This window comes from Geobacillus jurassicus NBRC 107829 (assembly GCF_001544315.1).
GTDB classification, from domain to species: domain Bacteria; phylum Bacillota; class Bacilli; order Bacillales; family Anoxybacillaceae; genus Geobacillus; species Geobacillus jurassicus.
The window spans coordinates 43556-62490 of sequence record NZ_BCQG01000019.1; the positions used below are offsets into that span (position 1 = coordinate 43556).

Sequence of the window (18935 nt, forward strand, 5' to 3'; positions counted from 1 at the left end):
TTTTTGATTTGAAAAAGGAAATCAACAAGTCGGGGAGAAAAAAGAAAACAAAAAGCAAACACGGAGGTGAACACAAGATGATCGTGACCCGCGAACAGGTGAAATCCATGTGGGAAAAGTTCGTATTTCATAACGAGCTCGATCCCGATCTGCCCCCCATGATTCGAGATTCTTGGCTTCGGTCGAAAAAAGCGATGGTTGATCCGTTTCGACCGTACGGGTGGATTAAAGAAATCGACAATGAAAAGTACCGCTCCTTGATCGATTGGTCATTGCCGTTGATGGAAGGGTTGTATTCGATTGTCAAAGGATCTGGATTTTTGGTGATCCTGTGCAATGAAAACGGACAGTTGCTTTTGTCGATTGGCGATCGCGATCCCTTAGCAAGGGCGGAAGAAATCGGGTTTATCGCGGGGGCGGACTGGAGTGAACAAGTGATGGGGACCAACGCCATCGGCACTTCGATCGCCATTGACCGTCCTGTTCAAGTGTTTGCCGAGGAACATTACACGAAAATATGCCAGTCGTGGACGTGTTCCGCTGCCCCCATCCATGATCCCGACGGTCGAATCATTGGTGTATTGAATATGTCAGGACCCTATGAAAAAGTGCACTCTCATACACTAGGAATGGTTGTATCGGCTGTAAAAGCGATTGAGTACCAACTAAAACTGCATGAAAATGCTGAAAAAAACGTGATGATGCAACGGTTTTTGGAAGCGACAACGAACAATATGAAAGAAGGCATTTTGATCATCGATCGCGATGGGAAGATCGTAAAGGCGAACAACCAGTTAAAAAAGTTGTTCCGTATACCGCAACTGCAACTAGAAGAGAAAAAGATCGACAATATTTTCAGCGATTCTTCTATCTGTTCAAACCATCCGCTTCATTTGCAAAATCAAGAACTGCATCTAAGCGTCAAGCCTTCCAATACAGTGCATCATGTATTAGTGGACAAGATTCCCATTTACGAGAAAAAGGAACGAATCGGATCGATGATCATTGTAAAAGAAATTGAAAAGGTACGCCAGTTTGTCAACCACCTATCGGGAAACCAAGCGAAAATCACGTTTGCCGATATGATCGGGCAACACCCGTGTTTCATTGAGAAAATGAACGAAGCGAGGCTCGCCGCAGCGACAGATTCCAACGTGTTAATATTAGGGGAAAGCGGAACAGGAAAAGAGATGGTGGCTCAGGCGATTCATAATGAGAGCAAGCGGAAAAACAAGCCGTTTATTGCCATTAACTGTGGGGGCATACCGCGTGATCTTCTTGGCAGTGAGTTGTTCGGATATGTGGACGGGGCATTCACAGGAGCGAAAAAAGGGGGAAGCGCCGGAAAGTTTGAACTCGCCAATGGGGGAACGCTTTTTTTGGATGAGATTGGCGAAATGTCCTTGGAAATGCAAGTGCTGCTTTTGCGCGTCATTCAGGAAAAGGAAGTGATGAGAATTGGCGGGCACAAAGTGATCCCTGTTGATGTAAGAATCATCGCAGCGACCAACAAAGACCTTCGCCAGGAAGTGCAAAAAGGCAGCTTTCGCGAGGACCTGTTTTTCCGATTGAACGTCATGCCGATTGTTCTCCCGCCGCTTCGGGAAAGAAAAGAAGATATTCCGCTTCTCGTCCGTCATTTTATTGAAAAACTGGCTTACAAACGAAATAAACCGTTTCCTGAGATACGGTCTGATTTCTTAGAGGCGCTTATGCAATACGATTGGCCAGGAAATATTCGCGAGTTGCAAAATATGATCGAGCGGGTGCTGAATCAGTGCACCAAACCCATGTTGACAGCGGCGGATTTGCCGGAAGAAATCTTTCAGCCCCCTCGCTCGCTCCAAATCAAAGAGGATGTAGACATCTCCCGGAATGAGATAAAAAAGCAATCCATCATCGAGGCGTTAAAGCAGTGCAACGGCAACATTTCCAAAGCGGCTCGTTACTTAGGCATATCGAGAAGCACATTTTACCGGCAAATGGACAAATGGAATATTCGCTATTGACTGTCCCATTTTGTATCAAAGTGTAGCGACAAAGTGAAACAAAATGAAACACTTTGTCGCTGTTTTTGTTTAGGGTGGATCAAAACAAAAGATGGCTTTGGACAAATAACTTGGGGGGTGTAGAAAAGGAAACAAGCGTTGGAACGATTTTTGCGATATATAAAATATGAAAGCGATACCAATCAAGTAAAGGGGGAGAGGAAGTTGGCCATTCCTAAGGACCATCTTCTTTGGATGTACGAAACGATGTACAAAATTCGCTGCTACGAAGACAAAATGGCGGAGGCGTATGCCGAAGGGAAATCTCCTGTGTTTAATATCGGCGCAGGGCCGGTGCCAGGGGAAATGCATTTGGCCACTGGGCAGGAGCCAGCTGCGGCTGGGATGTGTGTTCATTTGAAAAAGGAAGATACGGTGACTGCCCCTCACCGTCCGCATCACCATGCGATTGCCAAAGGGGTTGATTTGAACCGGATGACCGCAGAGATTTTCGGAAAAGCCACTGGACTGGGAAAAGGAAAGGGCGGCCATATGCATTTGTTTGATCCTGACGTCAAATTTTCCTGCGGCGGGATCGTTGGGGCTGGGATTCCTCATGCCCTTGGCGCGGCGCTGGCGGCCAAGAAAAAGGGGAAGGACTGGGTGGCGGTTGCGTTTATCGGCGAAGGAGCCGCCAATCAAGGGGCGTTTCATGAATCGTTAAATATGGCGGCATTATGGAAACTGCCATTAATTGTTGTTATTGAAAACAATCAATATGGAATTTCCGTGCCGAAAGCAGCGTCCACAGCCGTTTCTTCCAATGATGTACGGGCAGCCGCCTATGGCATTAAAGGATACTATGTCAAAGACAACGACCCAATTGATATGTACAACGTATCGAAAGAAGCGGTTGAACGTGCACGAACTGGACAAGGGCCGTCGATTATTGAGATTGAAACATACCGTTATTTAGGACATTTCCAAGGCGATCCGGAAGTATACCGGGATAAAAATGAAGTGACGTTGCTTCGCCAAAAAGACCCCATTATTCGCCTTCGCAACTATTTGTTGAATGAATGGGGGGTAACAGAGGAGACAATTGCACAGTTGGAAAACAAAGCGACAGCTGAGGTCGATCAGGCGTACGCGTTTGCGAGAGAAAGCGATTATCCGAAGCCGGAAGAGGCATTGGAAGATGTGTTTGTCTAATTTCATAGGAGAAAGGAGTTTTGCGATATGCAACAAACAAAACAGCGGCTGTTAACGGGAAATAAGGCGCTGGCTGAAGCGATTCGCCTTGAGATGGAGAGAGATCCGAACGTCTTTGTGATGGGAGAAGATGTCGGAGTATACGGCGGGATTTTTGGAGCGACAGAGGGATTGTTCCAAAAGTTCGGACCGGAACGGGTGATCGACACCCCGATTTCTGAAACCGCGTTCATCGGTGCTGCCATCGGCGCCGCTGCGGAAGGAATGCGGCCGATCGTGGAGCTGATGTTTGTCGACTTTTTTGGGGTTTGTATGGACCAAATTTACAACCATATGGCGAAAATTCCGTACATGTCCGGCGGCAGGGTGAAACTGCCAATGGTATTGATGACGGCGGTGGGAGGCGGTTACAGCGATGCCGCCCAGCACTCGCAAACGTTGTACGCCACCTTTGCCCATCTTCCCGGGATGAAAGTCGTCGCTCCGTCGACGCCATATGATTTAAAAGGAATGATGATTTCCGCTATTCGCGACGATAATCCGGTTGTCTTTATGTTCCATAAAACATTGCAAGGGCTCGGCTGGATGGATCAGCTTGACGCTTCGATCGGGCATGTACCGGAAGAGGCGTATACTGTGCCGCTCGGAAAAGCCAACATCGTGCGCGAGGGAACGGATATCACCATTGTCGGCATTCAAATGACGGTGCATCAGGCGCTCGAAGCGGCCAAAAGACTTGATCAACAAGGCATTCAAGCGGAAGTGATCGATTTGCGCTCTCTTGTCCCGTTGGACAAAGAGACGATTATTCAATCGGTCAAAAAGACACACCGTTTGCTTGTCGTTGATGAAGACTATCTGTCGTACGGGATGACGGCGGAAATCGCGGCGATTGCGGCTGAACATTGTTTGTACGATTTGGAGGCGCCGGTGAAACGGATTGCTGTTCCGGATGTGCCGATTCCTTACAGCCGTCCGCTTGAACAATTTGTATTGCCGAATGCCGATAAAATTTTCCAAGAGGCGATCCAACTCGTCAATGAATAAGGAAAAGTTCGTTCCAAGGGAGGCAGCTTATGGTTGTCGAAGTGACATTGCCCAAACTATCTGATTCCCATGATGAGAGTTTCATTACGTTTTGGCACGTTTCCGAAGGAGATGCGGTGGAAAAAGGAGCCACGCTAGTGGAAGTGCAAACCGAAAAGGCCGTTTCAGAAATTCACGCTCCCGAGTCGGGAACAGTAAAAGAGATCAAAAAGAAACGAGGGGATACGGCCAAGGTCGGTGAAGTGCTGGCCGTCATTGCCGTCGAAACGTTTGTTCCGGACGGCGGAGATCCGCAGCCAGAGATCAAGATCACCCCACGCGTAAAAAAACTGGCCAAGGAGCTTGGTGTCGATTGGCGTACAGTCACACCAACGGGGGCGAACGGCAAAATCACGGAAGACGATATTCGCCGTGCGGCGAGCGCGGGAAAACAAGGGGGGCCGCAAAAACACATTGTGGCTGCCCCGTCAGTGCGAAAGTTTGCCCGCGAGCAGAACGTGTCTTTAGAGGAAATCACTCCAAGCGGAAAGAACGGAAGAATATTGAAAAGCGATATTGAAGCAGCGTTGTCGGTTCGGCAGCAAAAAGCAACAGATGAGGTTGCTGTCAGTGTGGAGATGTTAGAAAAGCAGGAGAACAAGGAAACAGCGCGCCGAGTGCCGCTGACAGGCATCCGTAAAGTCATCGCCCAAGCGATGGCGCGGTCAACGCGGACCATTCCGCAAGTCACCCATTTTGGCGAAGCAAATGCGACTCGCCTTGTTCAACATCGCCAACGGATCAAACCATTAGCCGAGCAGCAAGGGATTAAATTGACGTATTTGGCTTATACCGTCAAAGCGCTGGCGGCGGTGTTGAAAAAGTATCCGATGCTCAATGCCTCGCTTGATGAGGAACGAGAAGAAATCGTCATTCACGAATCCATTCACATTGGGATTGCGGTTGATACTGACCGGGGATTGCTCGTTCCGGTGATTCGTGATGCGGATCAAAAATCGTTGTTCCAAATTGCGAAAGAAATTGAAGCATTGACGGCGAAGGCGAGAGCCGGAACGATTCAAGCGGCGGAGATGAGTGGGGGGACATGCACAATTTCGAATATCGGCTCGGCCAATGGTTCGTGGTTCACGCCGATTATTCATTATCCGCAGTCTTGCCTTTTAGGAATCGGGAAAGTTGAGAAAAAACCGGTGGTCGTCGATGATTCGATTGAGATTGCTTTTGTGATGCCGCTGTCCCTTACTTACGATCACCGTCTTATCGATGGCGTGATGGCTCAACACGCCTTAAATGAATGTCAAACGTACTTGTCTGAACCGGATTGGCTGCTCGCTATGTGACAAAAAACCGCCCGCCCCAGTAGTGGGACGGACTGAGAGAAGAGGGGCACCTTGCAAAGAAGTAGAGGAACATCGTAGCTTTATCATATCGATTTTTTAACAATCATTCTACATTTTTGTAAGAAAAGGTAACGCGATTTTGTCAAAAAGGCTTGGCAACGGCGGCCGCATCGAAACGGGCAGCCGCTGTGGTCAAACGCTGATGAACTTGCCGCCATTTACATGAAGCATTTGCCCGGTCATGTAGGACGATTCGTCGCTCGCCAAAAAGACGTAGCACGGAGCGACTTCGCTCGGCTGGCCGGGCCGTTTCATCGGCGTGTTGGCGCCAAATGCGGCGACTTGCTCGCTTGGGAACGTCGACGGGATGAGCGGCGTCCAAATCGGGCCTGGGGCGACGCCGTTGACGCGGATGCCTTGGCCGACGAGCGCTTTGGCGAGCGAGCGGGTGAACGCCACGATCGCGCCTTTTGTCGCCGAGTAGTCGATCAACTGTTCATTTCCCTCATAAGCGGTGATTGAGGCGGTGTTAATGATGGAGCTTCCGTTTTTTAAGTGCGGGAGCGCCGCTTTCGTTAGGAAAAAGCAGCCGAACACGTTCGTGCGGAACGTTTTTTCCAGCTGCGCGGCGGTAATGTTGAGAAAATTCGGCTGTGGGTGCTGCTCGGCGGCGTTGTTGACGACGATGTCGAGCTTGCCAAACACTTCCATCGTCTGCTTCACCGCCTCTTTACAAAACGCTTCGTCCCCAATGTCTCCCGCAATGGTCAAACATCGTCTTCCTTCCTGCTCGACGAGCCGTTTCGTTTCCTCGGCATCTTCGTGTTCGTTGAGATAGACAATCGCGACATCGGCGCCTTCTTTGGCGAAATGGACCGCGACCGCCCGGCCGATGCCGCTGTCGCCGCCGCTGATGATGGCGGCTCTGTTTTCGAGCTTGCCGCTTCCTTTATAGGTGTCTTTGATGGTGACCGGCTGCGGGTTCATTTCCGTTTGCAGGCCCGGCTGGCGCGTCTGGTGCTGCGGCGGCAGCGTTGCTTGTTGTTTTGTAACCATCATGTCTCCTCCTTGGCTGTCATTGTCATTGTCATTGTTAGTATGGGACGAGGGAGGGGAATTATGTGTCGGATCGGGATTCATGATAAAAATGAGTGATGAGGATCAGGAATCATAATCCAAATAGGGAACACAAAAAATATTTATTCTACCCAAAAAGAAAAAGGTAGGGTATTCTCTGATTGAACGAAAAACATTCCAGAGAAAGGAGAACCCTACCTATGTCTAAAAGTATATCGAATATGGACTGGGCAAATCAACTGGAAAATGCCATTCGTCAGTTTGTGAAAGAAAAATTAGAGCTGATTATGCGGGAAGAAATCAAAAATTTCCTCGAAATCGAACAGGCAGACACATCCAATATGAGAAACGGCTGCTATCAACGAAATCTAGATACGCAATATGGCCGGATTGAGGGGCTTTTGGTCCCAAAGAGACCGAAACGGGGAATTTCAAACGCAGTTGTTTGCTCCTTATCAACGCCACACGGGATGGCTGGAGGAAGCTATCATTCGGATGTATCAAAGCGGCATGAGCACCCGGGAAATTGGCAAGTTTATCGAACGAATTCTAGGAAAAGCCTATTCTCCTGCGACGATCAGCCGTATTACCGACGTCGTAAAGGAAGATATCGAAAAATGGCGCAGCCGTCCACTACACAAGCGTTATTCGGTCTTATATTTAGACGGTTTGTACGTGAAACTTCGCCGCGATACGGCAGAGAAAGAAGCCATTTATGGGTGTTAGGGGTGAACGAAGAAGGGTATCGCGAAATTCTTGATTTCTTTGTAGGAGGGCAAGAAAGCGCCTATGGATGGCGGGAAATCCTTCAGAACCTTTACCAAAGAGGCGTCAAGGAAGTGCTTCTGGGCGTATTTGATGGTCTTCCGGGGCTGGAGGAAGCCTTTCGGGCGGTTTATCCGAAAGCGGACGTACAGCGTTGCATCGTTCACAAAGTCCGCAGCACCCTAAATCGTGTTCGGAAAAAAGACCAATTCGAAATGGCGGAAGATTTGAAACTCATTTATCGATCTCCGAATAAAAAAACGGCATTGGAGATGTTTCAACAATTTGAATCGAAATGGTCAAGCAAGCATCCGAGAGAAGTCCAATCTTGGGCCAATGAGTTGGATGTTCTCCTCACATTTATGGACGATCCGAACAGTATTCGAAGTGTGATTTACACGACGAATGCGATTGAACGAACAATCAAGGAGATTCGGAAACGTCTAAAGCCGATGAACAGTTTGAATAGTTTAGAAGCCGCGGAAAAAATCGTGTATTTGACCATTCAAGATTTTAATGAGAAATGGGCAGAGCGAAAGTTGTGAGGATTTGCCGAAGCGCAGGAAGCCCTCCAGCGAATGTTTGAAGAACGTTACAATTAACCAAATACTGTAAATAACAAAGTAAGGGGATTCTCCCTTTCCGCACAGGAGACAGAATATTCTGTCTCCTGTGCGGAGGAAACCGACTCTTATCTATTCCAAATCCATTCAGAGATACCCTATCTATCTTTCATTACACAAAATTCTTGACGGTACCTTATTTGATTCAAACTTTTATACTTGGTATATTTTTTGTACTTGCTTATCTTAGAACAAGTAACCTATATGTGTCTATTTTTATTCATGGTTTGATTGATTATCATGACCCACTCTTTTATCCAAAAGAAATAATTCCGTATACTGAAAATATTGCCAATTTGGTACAATTTTATGCTTTAATAGCATTAATGTTTTGGTCGTGGATTACAAAAAATGGTTCCGAAAATAATAAGGAAATATTGCTTAAATCTCACATTTCGCATCCTGAATAAAAATTCAAAACAAGCCCGATTTTATCGAATAAAAATTAGTTATTTTACAATTTTTTGTATAAAAAATTATTTTTATGCGAATTTTCGGGTTGTTTTTTGTATATTATGCAAAGGTCGCGAAATATGAGTTCAAATAGGAACTTTCATAAATGGCACGGATTTGAACGCTCATCATGTGGCAACTCCCTTGCTTTCCGTGTATTTCAAGGATTCATTCGACAGGAACATGAAAAAATCCTCCCGATTTTTGTCGAGAGGGTGCGAAATGTGAGGTATATCGTTCGGGTGGAGCATTCAACGAAAAACGACAAACGAGCCGGCCTATTCGGCCAGCTCGTTTCCTGCTTATAACACATTGAAATACCGCGCTTCCGGGTGAGCAAAGACAATAGCGGAGACGGATGCTTCCGGCTCCATCATATAGCCATCGGTGAGGCGGATGCCGATGTCTTCTGGATGAAGCAGGCGGAACAGTTTCTCTTGATCTTCCAAGTTCGGACAGGCTGGGTAGCCGAACGAGTAGCGCTGGCCTTGGTATTTGGCGGCGAAGCGCTCTTCCATCGTGAAGTCCGGATCGTCCGGGAAGCCCCAGCGGTCGCGCATAATTTGATGGATTCGTTCGGCGAACCCTTCGGCGATTTCAAGCGCCAATGCTTGGATGGCGTGGCTTTTCAAAAATTCGCCTTCGTCTTTCCACCGCTGGGCGAGTTCGCGGACGCCATGCCCGGCGGTGACGGCGAACAAGCCAACGTAATCCATTTCGCCGCTTTCTTTTGATTTCAAGTAATCGGCAAGGCAAAGGTACGGCGGCCTTGGCTGACGCGGAAAGTCAAACGTTTCAAGCGCTGTTTGCCGGTCGGACGGATCGTAAATGTATACCCGGTTGCCGTCGCTTTGCGCCGGGAAGAAGCGGTAGACGCCGGCGGGCTGAATCCAGTGATGCTCTTTCGCTTCGGCGAGGAGTTCGTCGACGACCGCTTTTAACGCCAACGCTTTTTCGTCTTTCTCCTCAAGCAGCCGTTTCACCTTTCCTTTCAAGCCGAGGTGGTGTCCGAGCACCATTTGCCAGTTGACGTACGGCAGAATGTGGTCAAGCGGCACATTTCGCAGCACGTGGCGGTCGAGGTCCGCCGGGACGTAGACCGGCACATCGGTCGAGACGTTCGATTTGGCCGCTATGGTGACAGCAGTGGTTCCCGTCGGGTCGGTTTCTGCCGCTTCTTTTTTCTTGTAGTCAATCTCTCCTTGCTGGATTTGGTTGGCGAGCGCAAGCCCGTCCATGGCGTCTTTCGCATACAGGACGATGCCGTCGTACTCGGGCGCAATTTTGTTTTCCGTAAACTTGCGCGTCAAGGCGGCGCCGCCGACTAAAATCGGGGTTGAGATGCCCGCTTGGCGCAAATCTTGGGCGGTGACGACCATCTGCTGGGCCGATTTGACGAGCAAGCCCGACAGCCCGATGATGTCCGGTTGATGTTCGCGCACCGCTTCAATGAGTTGTTGCGGGGCGACTTTAATGCCGAGGTCGATCACCTCGTAGCCGTTGTTGCTTAAAATAATGTCGACCAAGTTTTTGCCGATGTCATGGACATCGCCTTTGACGGTGGCGAGAATGACTTTTCCTTTTGTGCTTCCTTCTTTCTTTTCCATATACGGCTCTAAAAAGGCGACGGCCGCTTTCATCACTTCCGCGCTTTGCAGCACTTCGGCGACGATGAGCTGGTTGTTGTTGAACAGCCGCCCGACTTCATCCATTCCGGCCATAAGCGGGCCGTTGATGATGGACAGCGGATCGGAGTAGATCTCAAGCGCCTTCTCCAAATCGGGAATGAGCCCGTCTTTCGACCCTTCAATGACGTAGCGGGCGAGCCGCTCTTCCAAGCTCAAGTTCGTCTGCGCCGGTTTGGCGGCGGTGATTTTGCTTCGGTAAAATTCGATAAAGGCGTTTAATGTTTCGTCGTTTGTGTCAAAAAGAAGCGCCTCAGCCATTCGCACTTCCTCTTCCGGAATCGAGGCAAAACGCTCCAGTTTCTCGGTGTTGACGATGGCGTAATCGAGCCCGGCTTGCGTGCAATAGTATAAAAAGACGGAGTTGAGCACCTCGCGTCCGGCCGGCGGCAAGCCGAACGAGACGTTGCTGATGCCGAGCATCGTCAAGCACTCGGGCAGCTGCTCTTTAATGAGGCGGATGCCTTCGATCGTTTCTTTCGCCGCGCCGATGTATTGCTCATCGCCAGTGCCGACCGGGAAGACGAGCGGGTCGAAAATGATGTCGCGCGCTGGGACGCCGTAGCGGTTCACCAGCAAGTCATACGAACGCAAGGCGATCTCAAGTTTCCGCTCCGCGGTGACGGCCATCCCTTGTTCATCGATCGTGCCGACGACGACGGCGGCGCCGTATTTGTGCAAGAGAGGAACGACTTTCGCAAACCGCTCCTCACCGTCTTCTAAGTTGATCGAATTGATGATCGCTTTCCCTTGCGAGTAGGTGAGGGCGCGTTCAATGACGCGCTCGTCGGTCGAGTCGATGACGAGCGGCACTTTCACTTTTTTCACGACTTCGCGGACGAACTGTTCCATGTCATAGAGTTCGTCGCGGTCCGGGTCGGCCAAGCAAATGTCGATGACATGGGCGCCGTTTTTCACTTGGGCGCGGGCGATTTCCGCCGCTTCTTCGTACTTGCCTTCGGCGATGAGGCGCTTGAATTTGCGCGAACCGATGACGTTTGTCCGCTCGCCGACAAAGAGCGGGCGCATCGTTTCATCATAAATGAGCGCATCGATGCCCGAGACGGCGTGCACATCAAACGAAGACGGGATTGCCCGCGGTGGAAGATCACGCACCGCTTCGGCAATGGCGCGAATATGGTCGGGCGTCGTGCCGCAGCACCCGCCGACGATGTTGATCCATCCCTTTTCGGCAAAGCGGCGGATTTTCTCCGCCAGCATGTCCGGCGTTTCATGGTAGCGGCCTTCCTCATCCGGCAGACCGGCGTTCGGGTAACAGCTGACCGCCGTATCCGCAAGCGAGGCGAGCGTGCGCAAATGGTCGGTCATAAACTCCGGGCCGGTCGCGCAGTTTAAGCCGACGGCGATCGGCTTCATATGGCGCACCGAGATGAAAAACGCATCGATCGCCTGCCCGGCAAGCGTCGTGCCCATCGGTTCGATCGTGCCGGAAATCATGAGCGGCACGCGGCGGCCGACCGCCTCAAACGCCTTCGAAATGCCGAGAAAACCGGCTTTGACATTGAGTGTATCTTGGCACGTCTCGAGCAGAAGAAGGTCGACGCCGCCCAACAACAGCCCACGCGCCTGTTCTTCGTAGGCGGCGACAAGCTCATCAAACGTCGCCCCGCCTGTAACCGACAACGTTTTCGTCGTCGGGCCCATCGAACCGGCGACAAAGCGCGGCCAGTCCGGCGTCGAAAACGATTCCGCTGCTTGCTTGGCGAGCTTGGCCGCTTCGATGTTCAACTCAAGCGCTAAATGACCCAGGCCGTATTCATCCAGCACGATGCGTGTCGCCCCGAACGTGTTCGTTTCGATGATATCGGCGCCCGCTCCCAAATACGCTTCATGGATGCCGCGGATGACATGCGGCGCGGTCAATGTCAAATATTCGTTGCACCCTTCATACGCCTCGCCGCCAAAGTCGGCGGCCGATAAATTCGCGCTTTGGATCATCGTGCCCATGGCGCCGTCGATGACAAGAATTTTTTTCTGCAGCTGCTGTTCTAAGGTGACCTTAGCCATGAACAACCTTCCTTTCTTTCGCGGCCGCTTCTTTTTCGTGAATGTAGCGGACAAGCTCGACCGTCATGTCATAGCGCAAAAACGGCGTGATCAAATAAATGCCGTTAAACAAATCGAACGCAGCGTCAATGAGCGATTTGGCGATGGCGATCCCTTCGCGCGCTGCTTGCACCGGGTCGCCGCCGCAGGCGGCCATGCGGGCGCGAATCTCATCGGAAAGGGTGATCCCCGGCACTTCATGATGCAAAAACTCGGCGTTGCGCGCGCTCACAAGCGGCATAATGCCGATGTAAATCGGCGTGTCAAGGTGTTTCGTCGCCTCGTACATTTGTACGATTTTTTCTTCCGAGTAAACTGGTTGGGTCAAGAAGTAGTGAGCGCCGCACTGAATTTTTTTCTCCATCCGCTCGACCGCTTTGTCCAAATGGCGGACGTTCGGGTTGAACGCAGCGCCGATCGAGAAGTTCGTTTTTTGCCCAAGCGGTTTGCCCGAGTACGACAGCCCTTCGTTAAACTGGCGGATCAAGCGGATCAAATCGAACGATGATAAATCATACACCGACGTCGCCCCTGGGAAGTCGCCGATTTTCGACGGATCGCCGGTAATGGCGAGCACGTCGGTGATGCCGAGCGTATGCAAGCCCATCAAATGCGACTGCAAGCCGATCAAATTGCGATCGCGGCATGTAATATGCACAAGCGGGCGGACGCCGAGCCGCTCCTTGATGATCGTGGCGACAGCGGCGTTGCTGATGCGCGGCGTGGCGAGCGAGTTGTCGGCCAACGTCAGCGCATCGATGCCGGCGTCATGGAGCGCTTTCGCCCCGGCAAGAAACTTGTCAATCCCCAATTTTTTCGGCGGATCCAGCTCCACAATGACCGAGCGGCGCGTGCGGGCGAGCTCGGGAAGCGGCGTGGCCGCTGACGGGATGTCAGCGGAAACAGATACAGAGATGGCGCGCCGTTTCACCGTTTTTTCCGTCACCGGCGTTCGGTCGGAGAGCGCTTTTGCCATCGCTTCAATATGTTTCGGCGTCGTGCCGCAGCACCCGCCGATCAAGCGCACCCCTTGGTCGCGGAACGCTTTGGCCGTTTCCTCGAAATATTCAGCGTTCGTCTCATAGACAAGCCGGCCGTCGCGGTAATCCGGAAGGCTGGCGTTCGGATACGCCGACAAAAACGCCTGCTTTGGCAGCGGCACTTCCTCGAGCGACCGAAGCATATGATACGGACCGAGACGACAGTTCAGTCCGACGACATCGGCCCCGAGCGCCTCTAGGCGGGCAAGGGCGTCCGCGAGCGGCGTGCCATCTTGCAAGACGCCGACTTCATGAAGCGAGACGTGAGCGATAATCGGCAAGTCGGTCTCTTTGCGGGCGATGGCAAGCACTGTCTCCAACTCTTCCAAATCGTAATACGTCTCGAGCAGCACGCCGTCGACCCCTTCAGCCAGCAGGACAAACAGCTGCTCGCGAAACGTCCGCTTCACTTCTTCGAGCGTGACGACGCTTTTGTTTAACGTGCGCAGCCCTCCGATCGTCCCGAGCACGTATGCCCGTCCGTTCGCCGCTTGTTTCGCCAGCCTAACAGCGGCGCGGTTGATCGCGGGCACCTCATCTTCAAGGCCGTAGCGGGCGAGTTTCACATAGTTGGCGCCGTATGTATTCGTCTGAATGACATCGGCGCCCGCGGCGATATACGCCTCGTGAATATGAACGATTTCATCTGGATTGGATAGATTCAATTCTTCAAAACAACGGTCAATGCCGTGCGAATATAGAAGCGTCCCCATCGCTCCGTCAGCGATGAGAATGCGTTCTTTCAACTCATCCAGCAATCCCACGTTCCATTCCCCCGTTTCTCCGTAGTAAAAGAAAAAAGCCTTCTAAGAAGAAGACTTTTCATTCGCTTCTTCTTATCTTCCAGGCTTCCGCCTGTCTGGATTTAGCACCTTGGCCGCGGGCCAGGTTGCTGAGGGTTCATCGGGCCAGTCCCTCCCCCTCTCTTGATAAGAATGCCGGTATGCAATTGTGCGATGACGTTTTGATGATTACTATATAATTTAATGTATTTTTCGAAATTATTCAATACGGTGAAGCAAGGAAATTTCAAAAAAAGAATTTCCCGAATCAAGGGAGAAGCGCTTTCCCACATCGGGGGCAAAATTGGAAATCGTGCTGCACATGCCCGCCGCAATGAGGACAATGCTTGTTTGGCTGTTTATGGCTTCCGAATCGGACGTTCAGCGGGTCGGGCTCTTCCTCGCTGTCGACAATGTCCAACAAGGACATGCGCTGTTTTCCCGTCGCGTTTTTGTAATGGTAAATCCCTTGAAACACGCCGATGGCGATGACGACAAGGCCGAAAAACGGAAAAAAGCGGGCGGCGGGAAACGGCGAATCAGCGGTGATCGAGGACGCCATCACCATCCAAAAGACGCCGAACAACACAGCGGCGATGCTTCCAACCAATCCTTGCATCGATGGGCCGCGGCCGGGTTTAATGCTTTTCAATTTCATTCCTCCCTAACAGAATTCATAGATATATTATAATAGAAAAAATTGGTTTTTGCCATGCTCAATAGAAACGTTTGAGCCGATAGAGGTAAAAATATTTTGAATCTATTTTTTCAATACTTTGATTATGTCTGACAGACAAGCTTCTGTAAGAGAGGAAAATGGGCGGCATGTTGCCTTGTCAATTGCATCGTCGACCATTTTTCCCTTCTTAAAGCATTGGCATGGGCGGGAAGATGGTTCAACGATCGTTTTGTCGTTGCACTTTCGCTGCCCCTATGTTCTAATTAGGAATGATAGAAATGAAGAAGACGGGGGGCTGGAAGTGAACGGAGAAGAAATCATCCGCTTCGAGCGAGTGACGAAGGAATATGACGGCATGACTGTATTGGATGATGTCAGCTTTGCGATTGAGCGCGGAAAGTTTTATACGCTGCTTGGGCCGTCGGGGTGCGGGAAGACGACGATTTTGCGGCTGATTGCGGGGTTTATCGAGCCAACGCAAGGAACGATTTATTTCCACGGGAAGCCGATTCAGAACGTCCCGCCGAACAAGCGGCAAGTCAATACTGTTTTTCAAGATTACGCCTTGTTTCCGCATCTTGACGTATTTGAAAACGTCGCCTTTGGCTTGCGCGTGAAAAAAATGAAAGAAGCGGACATTCGCCGCAAAGTGAGCGAAGCGCTCCAGTTTGTCAACTTGGAAGGATATGAGCGCCGCCGCATTCAAGAGATGTCCGGCGGCCAGCGGCAGCGCGTCGCGATTGCCCGGGCGATTGTGAATGAGCCGGAAGTGCTGCTTCTTGATGAGCCGCTCTCGGCGTTGGATTTGAAGCTGCGCACGGAAATGCAGTACGAACTTCGTGAACTGCAGCGCCGGTTGGGGATCACGTTTATTTTCGTCACGCATGATCAAGAAGAAGCGCTGGCGATGTCTGATTACATTTTTGTTCTAAATAAAGGGAAAATTCAGCAGTTTGGAACCCCAAAAGAGATTTACGATGAGCCAGTGAACCGGTTTGTCGCTGATTTTATCGGGGAATCGAACATTCTACCGGGGCGCATGATCGAAGATTTTCTCGTTGAGTTTGCCGGCCAGCGCTTCGTTTGCGTCGACCGCGGCTTTGCCCCGAATGAACCGGTCGACGTCGTCATCCGCCCGGAAGATTTGGAACTCGCAGCGCCGGAAGCCGGCCAGATCGTCATTCGTGTCGATTCGCTCTTATTCCGCGGCGTCCATTATGAAATTTGCGGCTACGATGAAAATGGGAATGAATGGCTTGTCCATTCGACGAAAAAGGCGGAAGTCGGGGAAATCGTCGGCCTTCGTTTTGAACCGGAAGCGATTCACGTCATGCGGGCCGAAAGGGAGGACGGGGGCGAATGATGGAGCGGACGTGGCGGAACTGGTATTTAGTCCCTTATGGCATTTGGCTTGTTTTGTTTGTCATCGCCCCGATTGTTTTCTTATTGTACGAATCGTTTTTGGATATGGATGGGCATTGGACGCTTGCGAATTATGAAAAAGTGTTGACGCCCATTTATTTGAAAATGATGGCGTATTCGTTTTGGTACGCGTTTTTGATTACCCTTGTGTCGCTGTTGATTGGCTATCCGACCGCCTATTGGCTGACAAAAACGAAGCACAAGCAGTTATGGCTGTTGTTGCTCATCTTGCCGATGTGGGTGAATTTGTTGCTGAAGGTGTATGCGTTTTTAGGGCTGTTCGGCACGTACGGTTTGGCCAACGCCCTGTTGCAGACGCTTGGCATTGGAGCGCGTCAGCTGTTGTTTACCGATTTCAGCTTTGTGTTTGTATCGGTGTACATTTTTATTCCGTTTATGGTGCTGCCGATTTTTAATGCTCTTGAAGAATTGCCGCCGTCACTCATTGATGCCGCCCGCGATTTGGGCGCTTCGGCGTGGACGACGTTCCGCCGCGTTGTCTTCCCGCTCACGCTTAGCGGGGTGAAGGCCGGCTGCCAAGCCGTGTTTATCCCGGCATTGTCGTTGTTTATGATTACGCGTCTTGTCGCGGGCAACCGCGTCATTACGCTCGGCACCGCCATCGAGCAGCACTTCCTTGTCACACAAGATTGGGGGATGGGGGCGACGATCGCCGTTGTCTTAATGGCGGCGATGGCCGTCATTGTCGTCTTGACAGGAACCGGAAGGAAAGAGGGAAGCCGATGAAACGGACACATTGGTGGGGACGCGTGTATCTTTTGGTCGTGTTTGCCGTGATGTATACGCCGATTGTCTATTTGATGTATTATTCGTTCAACAGCGGCGGGGCGATGCACGATTTTCAATCGTTCACCTTGAAATGGTATCGCGATGTATTGTCGGACGATCGATTGTTGATGATCGTGCTGAATACGATTGTCATCGCCTTATTGTCCGCGGCGATCGCGACGATTTTAGGAGTCATGGGGGCATTGGCGATTTACTATGTCAAGCAGCAGCGGGCGAAACACGTTCTTCTCGCCCTCAACAACGTGCTGATCGTCAGCCCGGACGTCATTATCGGCGCCTCGTTTTTGCTGTTGTTTACGATCGCTGGAATTCAACTAGGGTTCAAATCTGTGCTGTTGTCCCATATCGCTTTTAGCGTGCCGATTGTTGTATTGATGGTGCTGCCGAAACTGGAGGAAATGAGCCCGACGTTGATCGATGCGGCGCGCGATTTAGGGGCGGGGCATTGGCAAGTGCTGTCGGGCGTGGTGCTGCCGTTTTTGGCGCCGAGCATATGGGCGGGCTTTTTCATGGCGCTCACGTATTCGCTCGATGACTTTGCCGTGACGTTTTTCGTCACCGGCAACGGCTTTTCAACGCTGTCGGTGGAAATTTATTCGCGGGCGCGCCAAGGCATTTCGCTGTCCATTAACGCCCTGTCGACGCTGTTATTTTTATTTACGATGCTGCTTGTCGTCGGCTATTATGTGCTCAGCCAAAAAGGCGGCCGAGTGTACGGAATAGGGGGGCGAAAGTAGGTGAAACGGCTTGTTCAAGGGTTTGCGGCCGTGTTCATCGCGGCGTTCGCTCTCATGTTTATCACCGAGCGGTTGAACGAAGCGGAAGGGTATGGCAGTGGCAAAACAGTGACCGTTTACAACTGGGGCGATTATATTGACCCCGCGCTCATTCGTCAATTTGAGAAAGAAACGGGTTGGAAAGTCATTTACCAGACGTTTGATTCCAATGAAGCGATGATGGCGAAAATCGCCCAAGGCGGGACGACGTTTGATGTCGCCGTTCCGTCGGACTACGCCATCAGCAAAATGATCGAGGAAAAACTGCTTCTGCCGCTTGATCATAACAAGCTCCCCAATTTCAAATACATCGAGCCACTGTTTCTCGATTTGCCGTTTGATCCGCACAACCGGTATTCGGTGCCGTATTTTTGGGGGACGGTCGGCATCGTCTACAACAAGAAAATGCTTGGCGGCAAGACAATCACCAGCTGGAACGACTTATGGGACCCGGACTTGCGCAATCAAATTTTGCTTGTCGACGGAGCGCGCGAAGTAATGGGCATGGCGTTAAACAGCCTCGGCTATTCGCTCAATGAGACGAACAAAGCCCATCTGCAAGAAGCAAAGCGAAAACTCGATCGGCTCATGCCCAATGTGAAGGCGATTGTCGGCGATGAAATCAAGATGCTTCTCGCCAATGAGGAAGCGGCCGTTGGCGTCGTCTGGTCGGGCGATGCGGCGGAAATCATCGCGGAAAATGACAAGCTCGACTATGTCGTGCCGAAAGAAGGCTCCAACTTATGGTTTGACAACATGGTCATTCCGAAAACAGCAAAAAACATCGAAGGAGCGCATGCGTTTATCAATTTTATGCTCGACCCGAAACACGCGGCGCAAAACGCCGAGTATGTCGGCTATTCGACGCCGAACAAAAAGGCGCTTGCCTATTTGCCGAAAGACATCGCCGGCGATCGGCGCTTTTACCCCGATTTGGATTCAGCGGGGCATTTGGAAGTGTACGAAAACTTAGGAAAGCGAATGCTCGCCTACTACAACGAGCTGTTTTTAGAGTTCAAGATGCAGCAAAAGTGAACAAGCGATGTCCCCTTTACCGACGAAGCGAGCGCCGTCTTCATCCATGAGGACTGGCGCTCGCTTTTTGGCGGAAGGGCTGAGCGGTTTCTTTTTTTTCGGGATGGTCAGTGTTTTCCAGCGATCGGCGTTCG

Annotated in this window: 14 protein-coding genes and 1 riboswitch; of the genes, 10 read left to right on the forward strand and 4 right to left on the reverse strand. The window is 50.9% G+C overall.

Translation table 11 applies throughout. The annotated features are described in order from the left end of the window. The first annotated feature begins 77 nt into the window (after positions 1–77). The 4 genes from GJ1_RS07155 (at position 78) to GJ1_RS07170 (ending at position 5587) form a co-directional block, all read left to right on the forward strand. Positions 78–2009: a sigma-54-dependent Fis family transcriptional regulator gene (locus tag GJ1_RS07155; protein WP_066230489.1), complete on the forward strand. Its 1932-nt coding sequence runs from the start codon at positions 78–80 to the stop codon at positions 2007–2009. 204 nt (positions 2010–2213) lie between these two features. Next, on the forward strand, positions 2214–3200 hold the full coding sequence (locus GJ1_RS07160) for a thiamine pyrophosphate-dependent dehydrogenase E1 component subunit alpha (RefSeq protein ID WP_066230457.1): 987 nt from the start codon (positions 2214–2216) through the stop codon (positions 3198–3200). A gap of 27 nt (positions 3201–3227) precedes the next feature. Then, complete coding sequence (locus tag GJ1_RS07165; protein ID WP_066230459.1) at positions 3228–4247, forward strand: alpha-ketoacid dehydrogenase subunit beta; 1020 nt, start codon at positions 3228–3230, stop codon at positions 4245–4247. A 29-nt stretch (positions 4248–4276) separates the two neighbouring features. Beyond that, a complete protein-coding gene (locus tag GJ1_RS07170; RefSeq protein ID WP_066230461.1) occupies positions 4277–5587 on the forward strand; it encodes a dihydrolipoamide acetyltransferase family protein in 1311 nt (436 codons plus the stop codon). Between the two features lie 192 nt (positions 5588–5779). Here the strand turns inward: GJ1_RS07170 and GJ1_RS07175 are convergent, their stop codons facing one another. Beyond that, on the reverse strand, positions 5780–6643 hold the full coding sequence (locus GJ1_RS07175) for an SDR family oxidoreductase (protein ID WP_066230464.1): 864 nt from the start codon (positions 6641–6643) through the stop codon (positions 5780–5782). A 221-nt stretch (positions 6644–6864) separates the two neighbouring features. Between GJ1_RS07175 and GJ1_RS19475 the strand changes: the two genes are divergently transcribed. Both GJ1_RS19475 and GJ1_RS19430 read left to right on the forward strand, forming a co-directional pair. Next, positions 6865–7974 carry an IS256 family transposase gene (locus tag GJ1_RS19475; RefSeq protein ID WP_444542603.1) on the forward strand — a complete coding sequence of 370 codons (1110 nt, stop codon included), beginning with the start codon at positions 6865–6867 and terminating at the stop codon, positions 7972–7974. A gap of 182 nt (positions 7975–8156) precedes the next feature. Next, positions 8157–8462: a CPBP family glutamic-type intramembrane protease gene (locus tag GJ1_RS19430; RefSeq protein ID WP_373278035.1), complete on the forward strand. Its 306-nt coding sequence runs from the start codon at positions 8157–8159 to the stop codon at positions 8460–8462. A 345-nt stretch (positions 8463–8807) separates the two neighbouring features. Here GJ1_RS19430 and metH read toward each other — a convergent pair whose 3' ends face one another. From metH to GJ1_RS07195, 3 genes are all read right to left on the reverse strand, one after another. Further along, a complete protein-coding gene (metH, locus tag GJ1_RS07185; protein ID WP_066230467.1) occupies positions 8808–12218 on the reverse strand; it encodes a methionine synthase in 3411 nt (1136 codons plus the stop codon). Next, positions 12211–14061 carry a bifunctional homocysteine S-methyltransferase/methylenetetrahydrofolate reductase gene (locus GJ1_RS07190; RefSeq protein ID WP_066230472.1) on the reverse strand — a complete coding sequence of 617 codons (1851 nt, stop codon included), beginning with the start codon at positions 14059–14061 and terminating at the stop codon, positions 12211–12213. Before GJ1_RS07190 ends, metH begins: the two co-directional genes overlap by 8 nt. 69 nt (positions 14062–14130) lie before the next feature. After that, a riboswitch (SAM riboswitch) is annotated at positions 14131–14233 on the reverse strand. 114 nt (positions 14234–14347) lie between these two features. Then, a complete protein-coding gene (locus GJ1_RS07195; protein WP_066230491.1) occupies positions 14348–14731 on the reverse strand; it encodes a DUF7577 domain-containing protein in 384 nt (127 codons plus the stop codon). Positions 14732–15059: 328 nt separating this feature from the next. On the opposite strand from GJ1_RS07195, the gene GJ1_RS07200 reads away from it, so the two are divergent. The 4 genes from GJ1_RS07200 to GJ1_RS07215 are packed head-to-tail and all read left to right on the forward strand — an operon-like array spanning position 15060 to position 18801. Beyond that, positions 15060–16121 (forward strand): ABC transporter ATP-binding protein, encoded by a 1062-nt coding sequence (locus GJ1_RS07200; RefSeq protein ID WP_066230474.1) that lies wholly within the window; start codon positions 15060–15062, stop codon positions 16119–16121. Then, positions 16118–16927, forward strand: coding sequence for an ABC transporter permease (locus tag GJ1_RS07205; protein ID WP_174520104.1), 810 nt, complete (start codon positions 16118–16120; stop codon positions 16925–16927). Before GJ1_RS07200 ends, GJ1_RS07205 begins: the two co-directional genes overlap by 4 nt. Continuing rightward, positions 16924–17727 (forward strand): ABC transporter permease, encoded by an 804-nt coding sequence (locus GJ1_RS07210; protein WP_066230475.1) that lies wholly within the window; start codon positions 16924–16926, stop codon positions 17725–17727. The genes GJ1_RS07205 and GJ1_RS07210 overlap by 4 nt, the downstream gene beginning before the upstream one ends. After that, the gene (locus GJ1_RS07215) at positions 17728–18801 is read left to right on the forward strand and encodes an ABC transporter substrate-binding protein (RefSeq protein WP_066230479.1); all 1074 of its coding nucleotides are present in this window, start codon (positions 17728–17730) and stop codon (positions 18799–18801) included. The last annotated feature ends 134 nt before the right edge of the window (positions 18802–18935 follow it).

Coding starts and splice junctions, on each gene's coding strand:
- GJ1_RS07165 (WP_066230459.1), top strand. CDS start 3,228: ATGCAACAAACAAAACAGCGGCTGTTAACGGGAAATAAGGCGCTGGCT.
- GJ1_RS07175 (WP_066230464.1), bottom strand. CDS start 6,643: ATGGTTACAAAACAACAAGCAACGCTGCCGCCGCAGCACCAGACGCGC.
- metH (WP_066230467.1), bottom strand. CDS start 12,218: ATGGCTAAGGTCACCTTAGAACAGCAGCTGCAGAAAAAAATTCTTGTC.
- GJ1_RS07170 (WP_066230461.1), top strand. CDS start 4,277: ATGGTTGTCGAAGTGACATTGCCCAAACTATCTGATTCCCATGATGAG.
- GJ1_RS19475 (WP_444542603.1), top strand. CDS start 6,865: ATGTCTAAAAGTATATCGAATATGGACTGGGCAAATCAACTGGAAAAT.
- GJ1_RS07155 (WP_066230489.1), top strand. CDS start 78: ATGATCGTGACCCGCGAACAGGTGAAATCCATGTGGGAAAAGTTCGTA.
- GJ1_RS07205 (WP_174520104.1), top strand. CDS start 16,118: ATGATGGAGCGGACGTGGCGGAACTGGTATTTAGTCCCTTATGGCATT.
- GJ1_RS07210 (WP_066230475.1), top strand. CDS start 16,924: ATGAAACGGACACATTGGTGGGGACGCGTGTATCTTTTGGTCGTGTTT.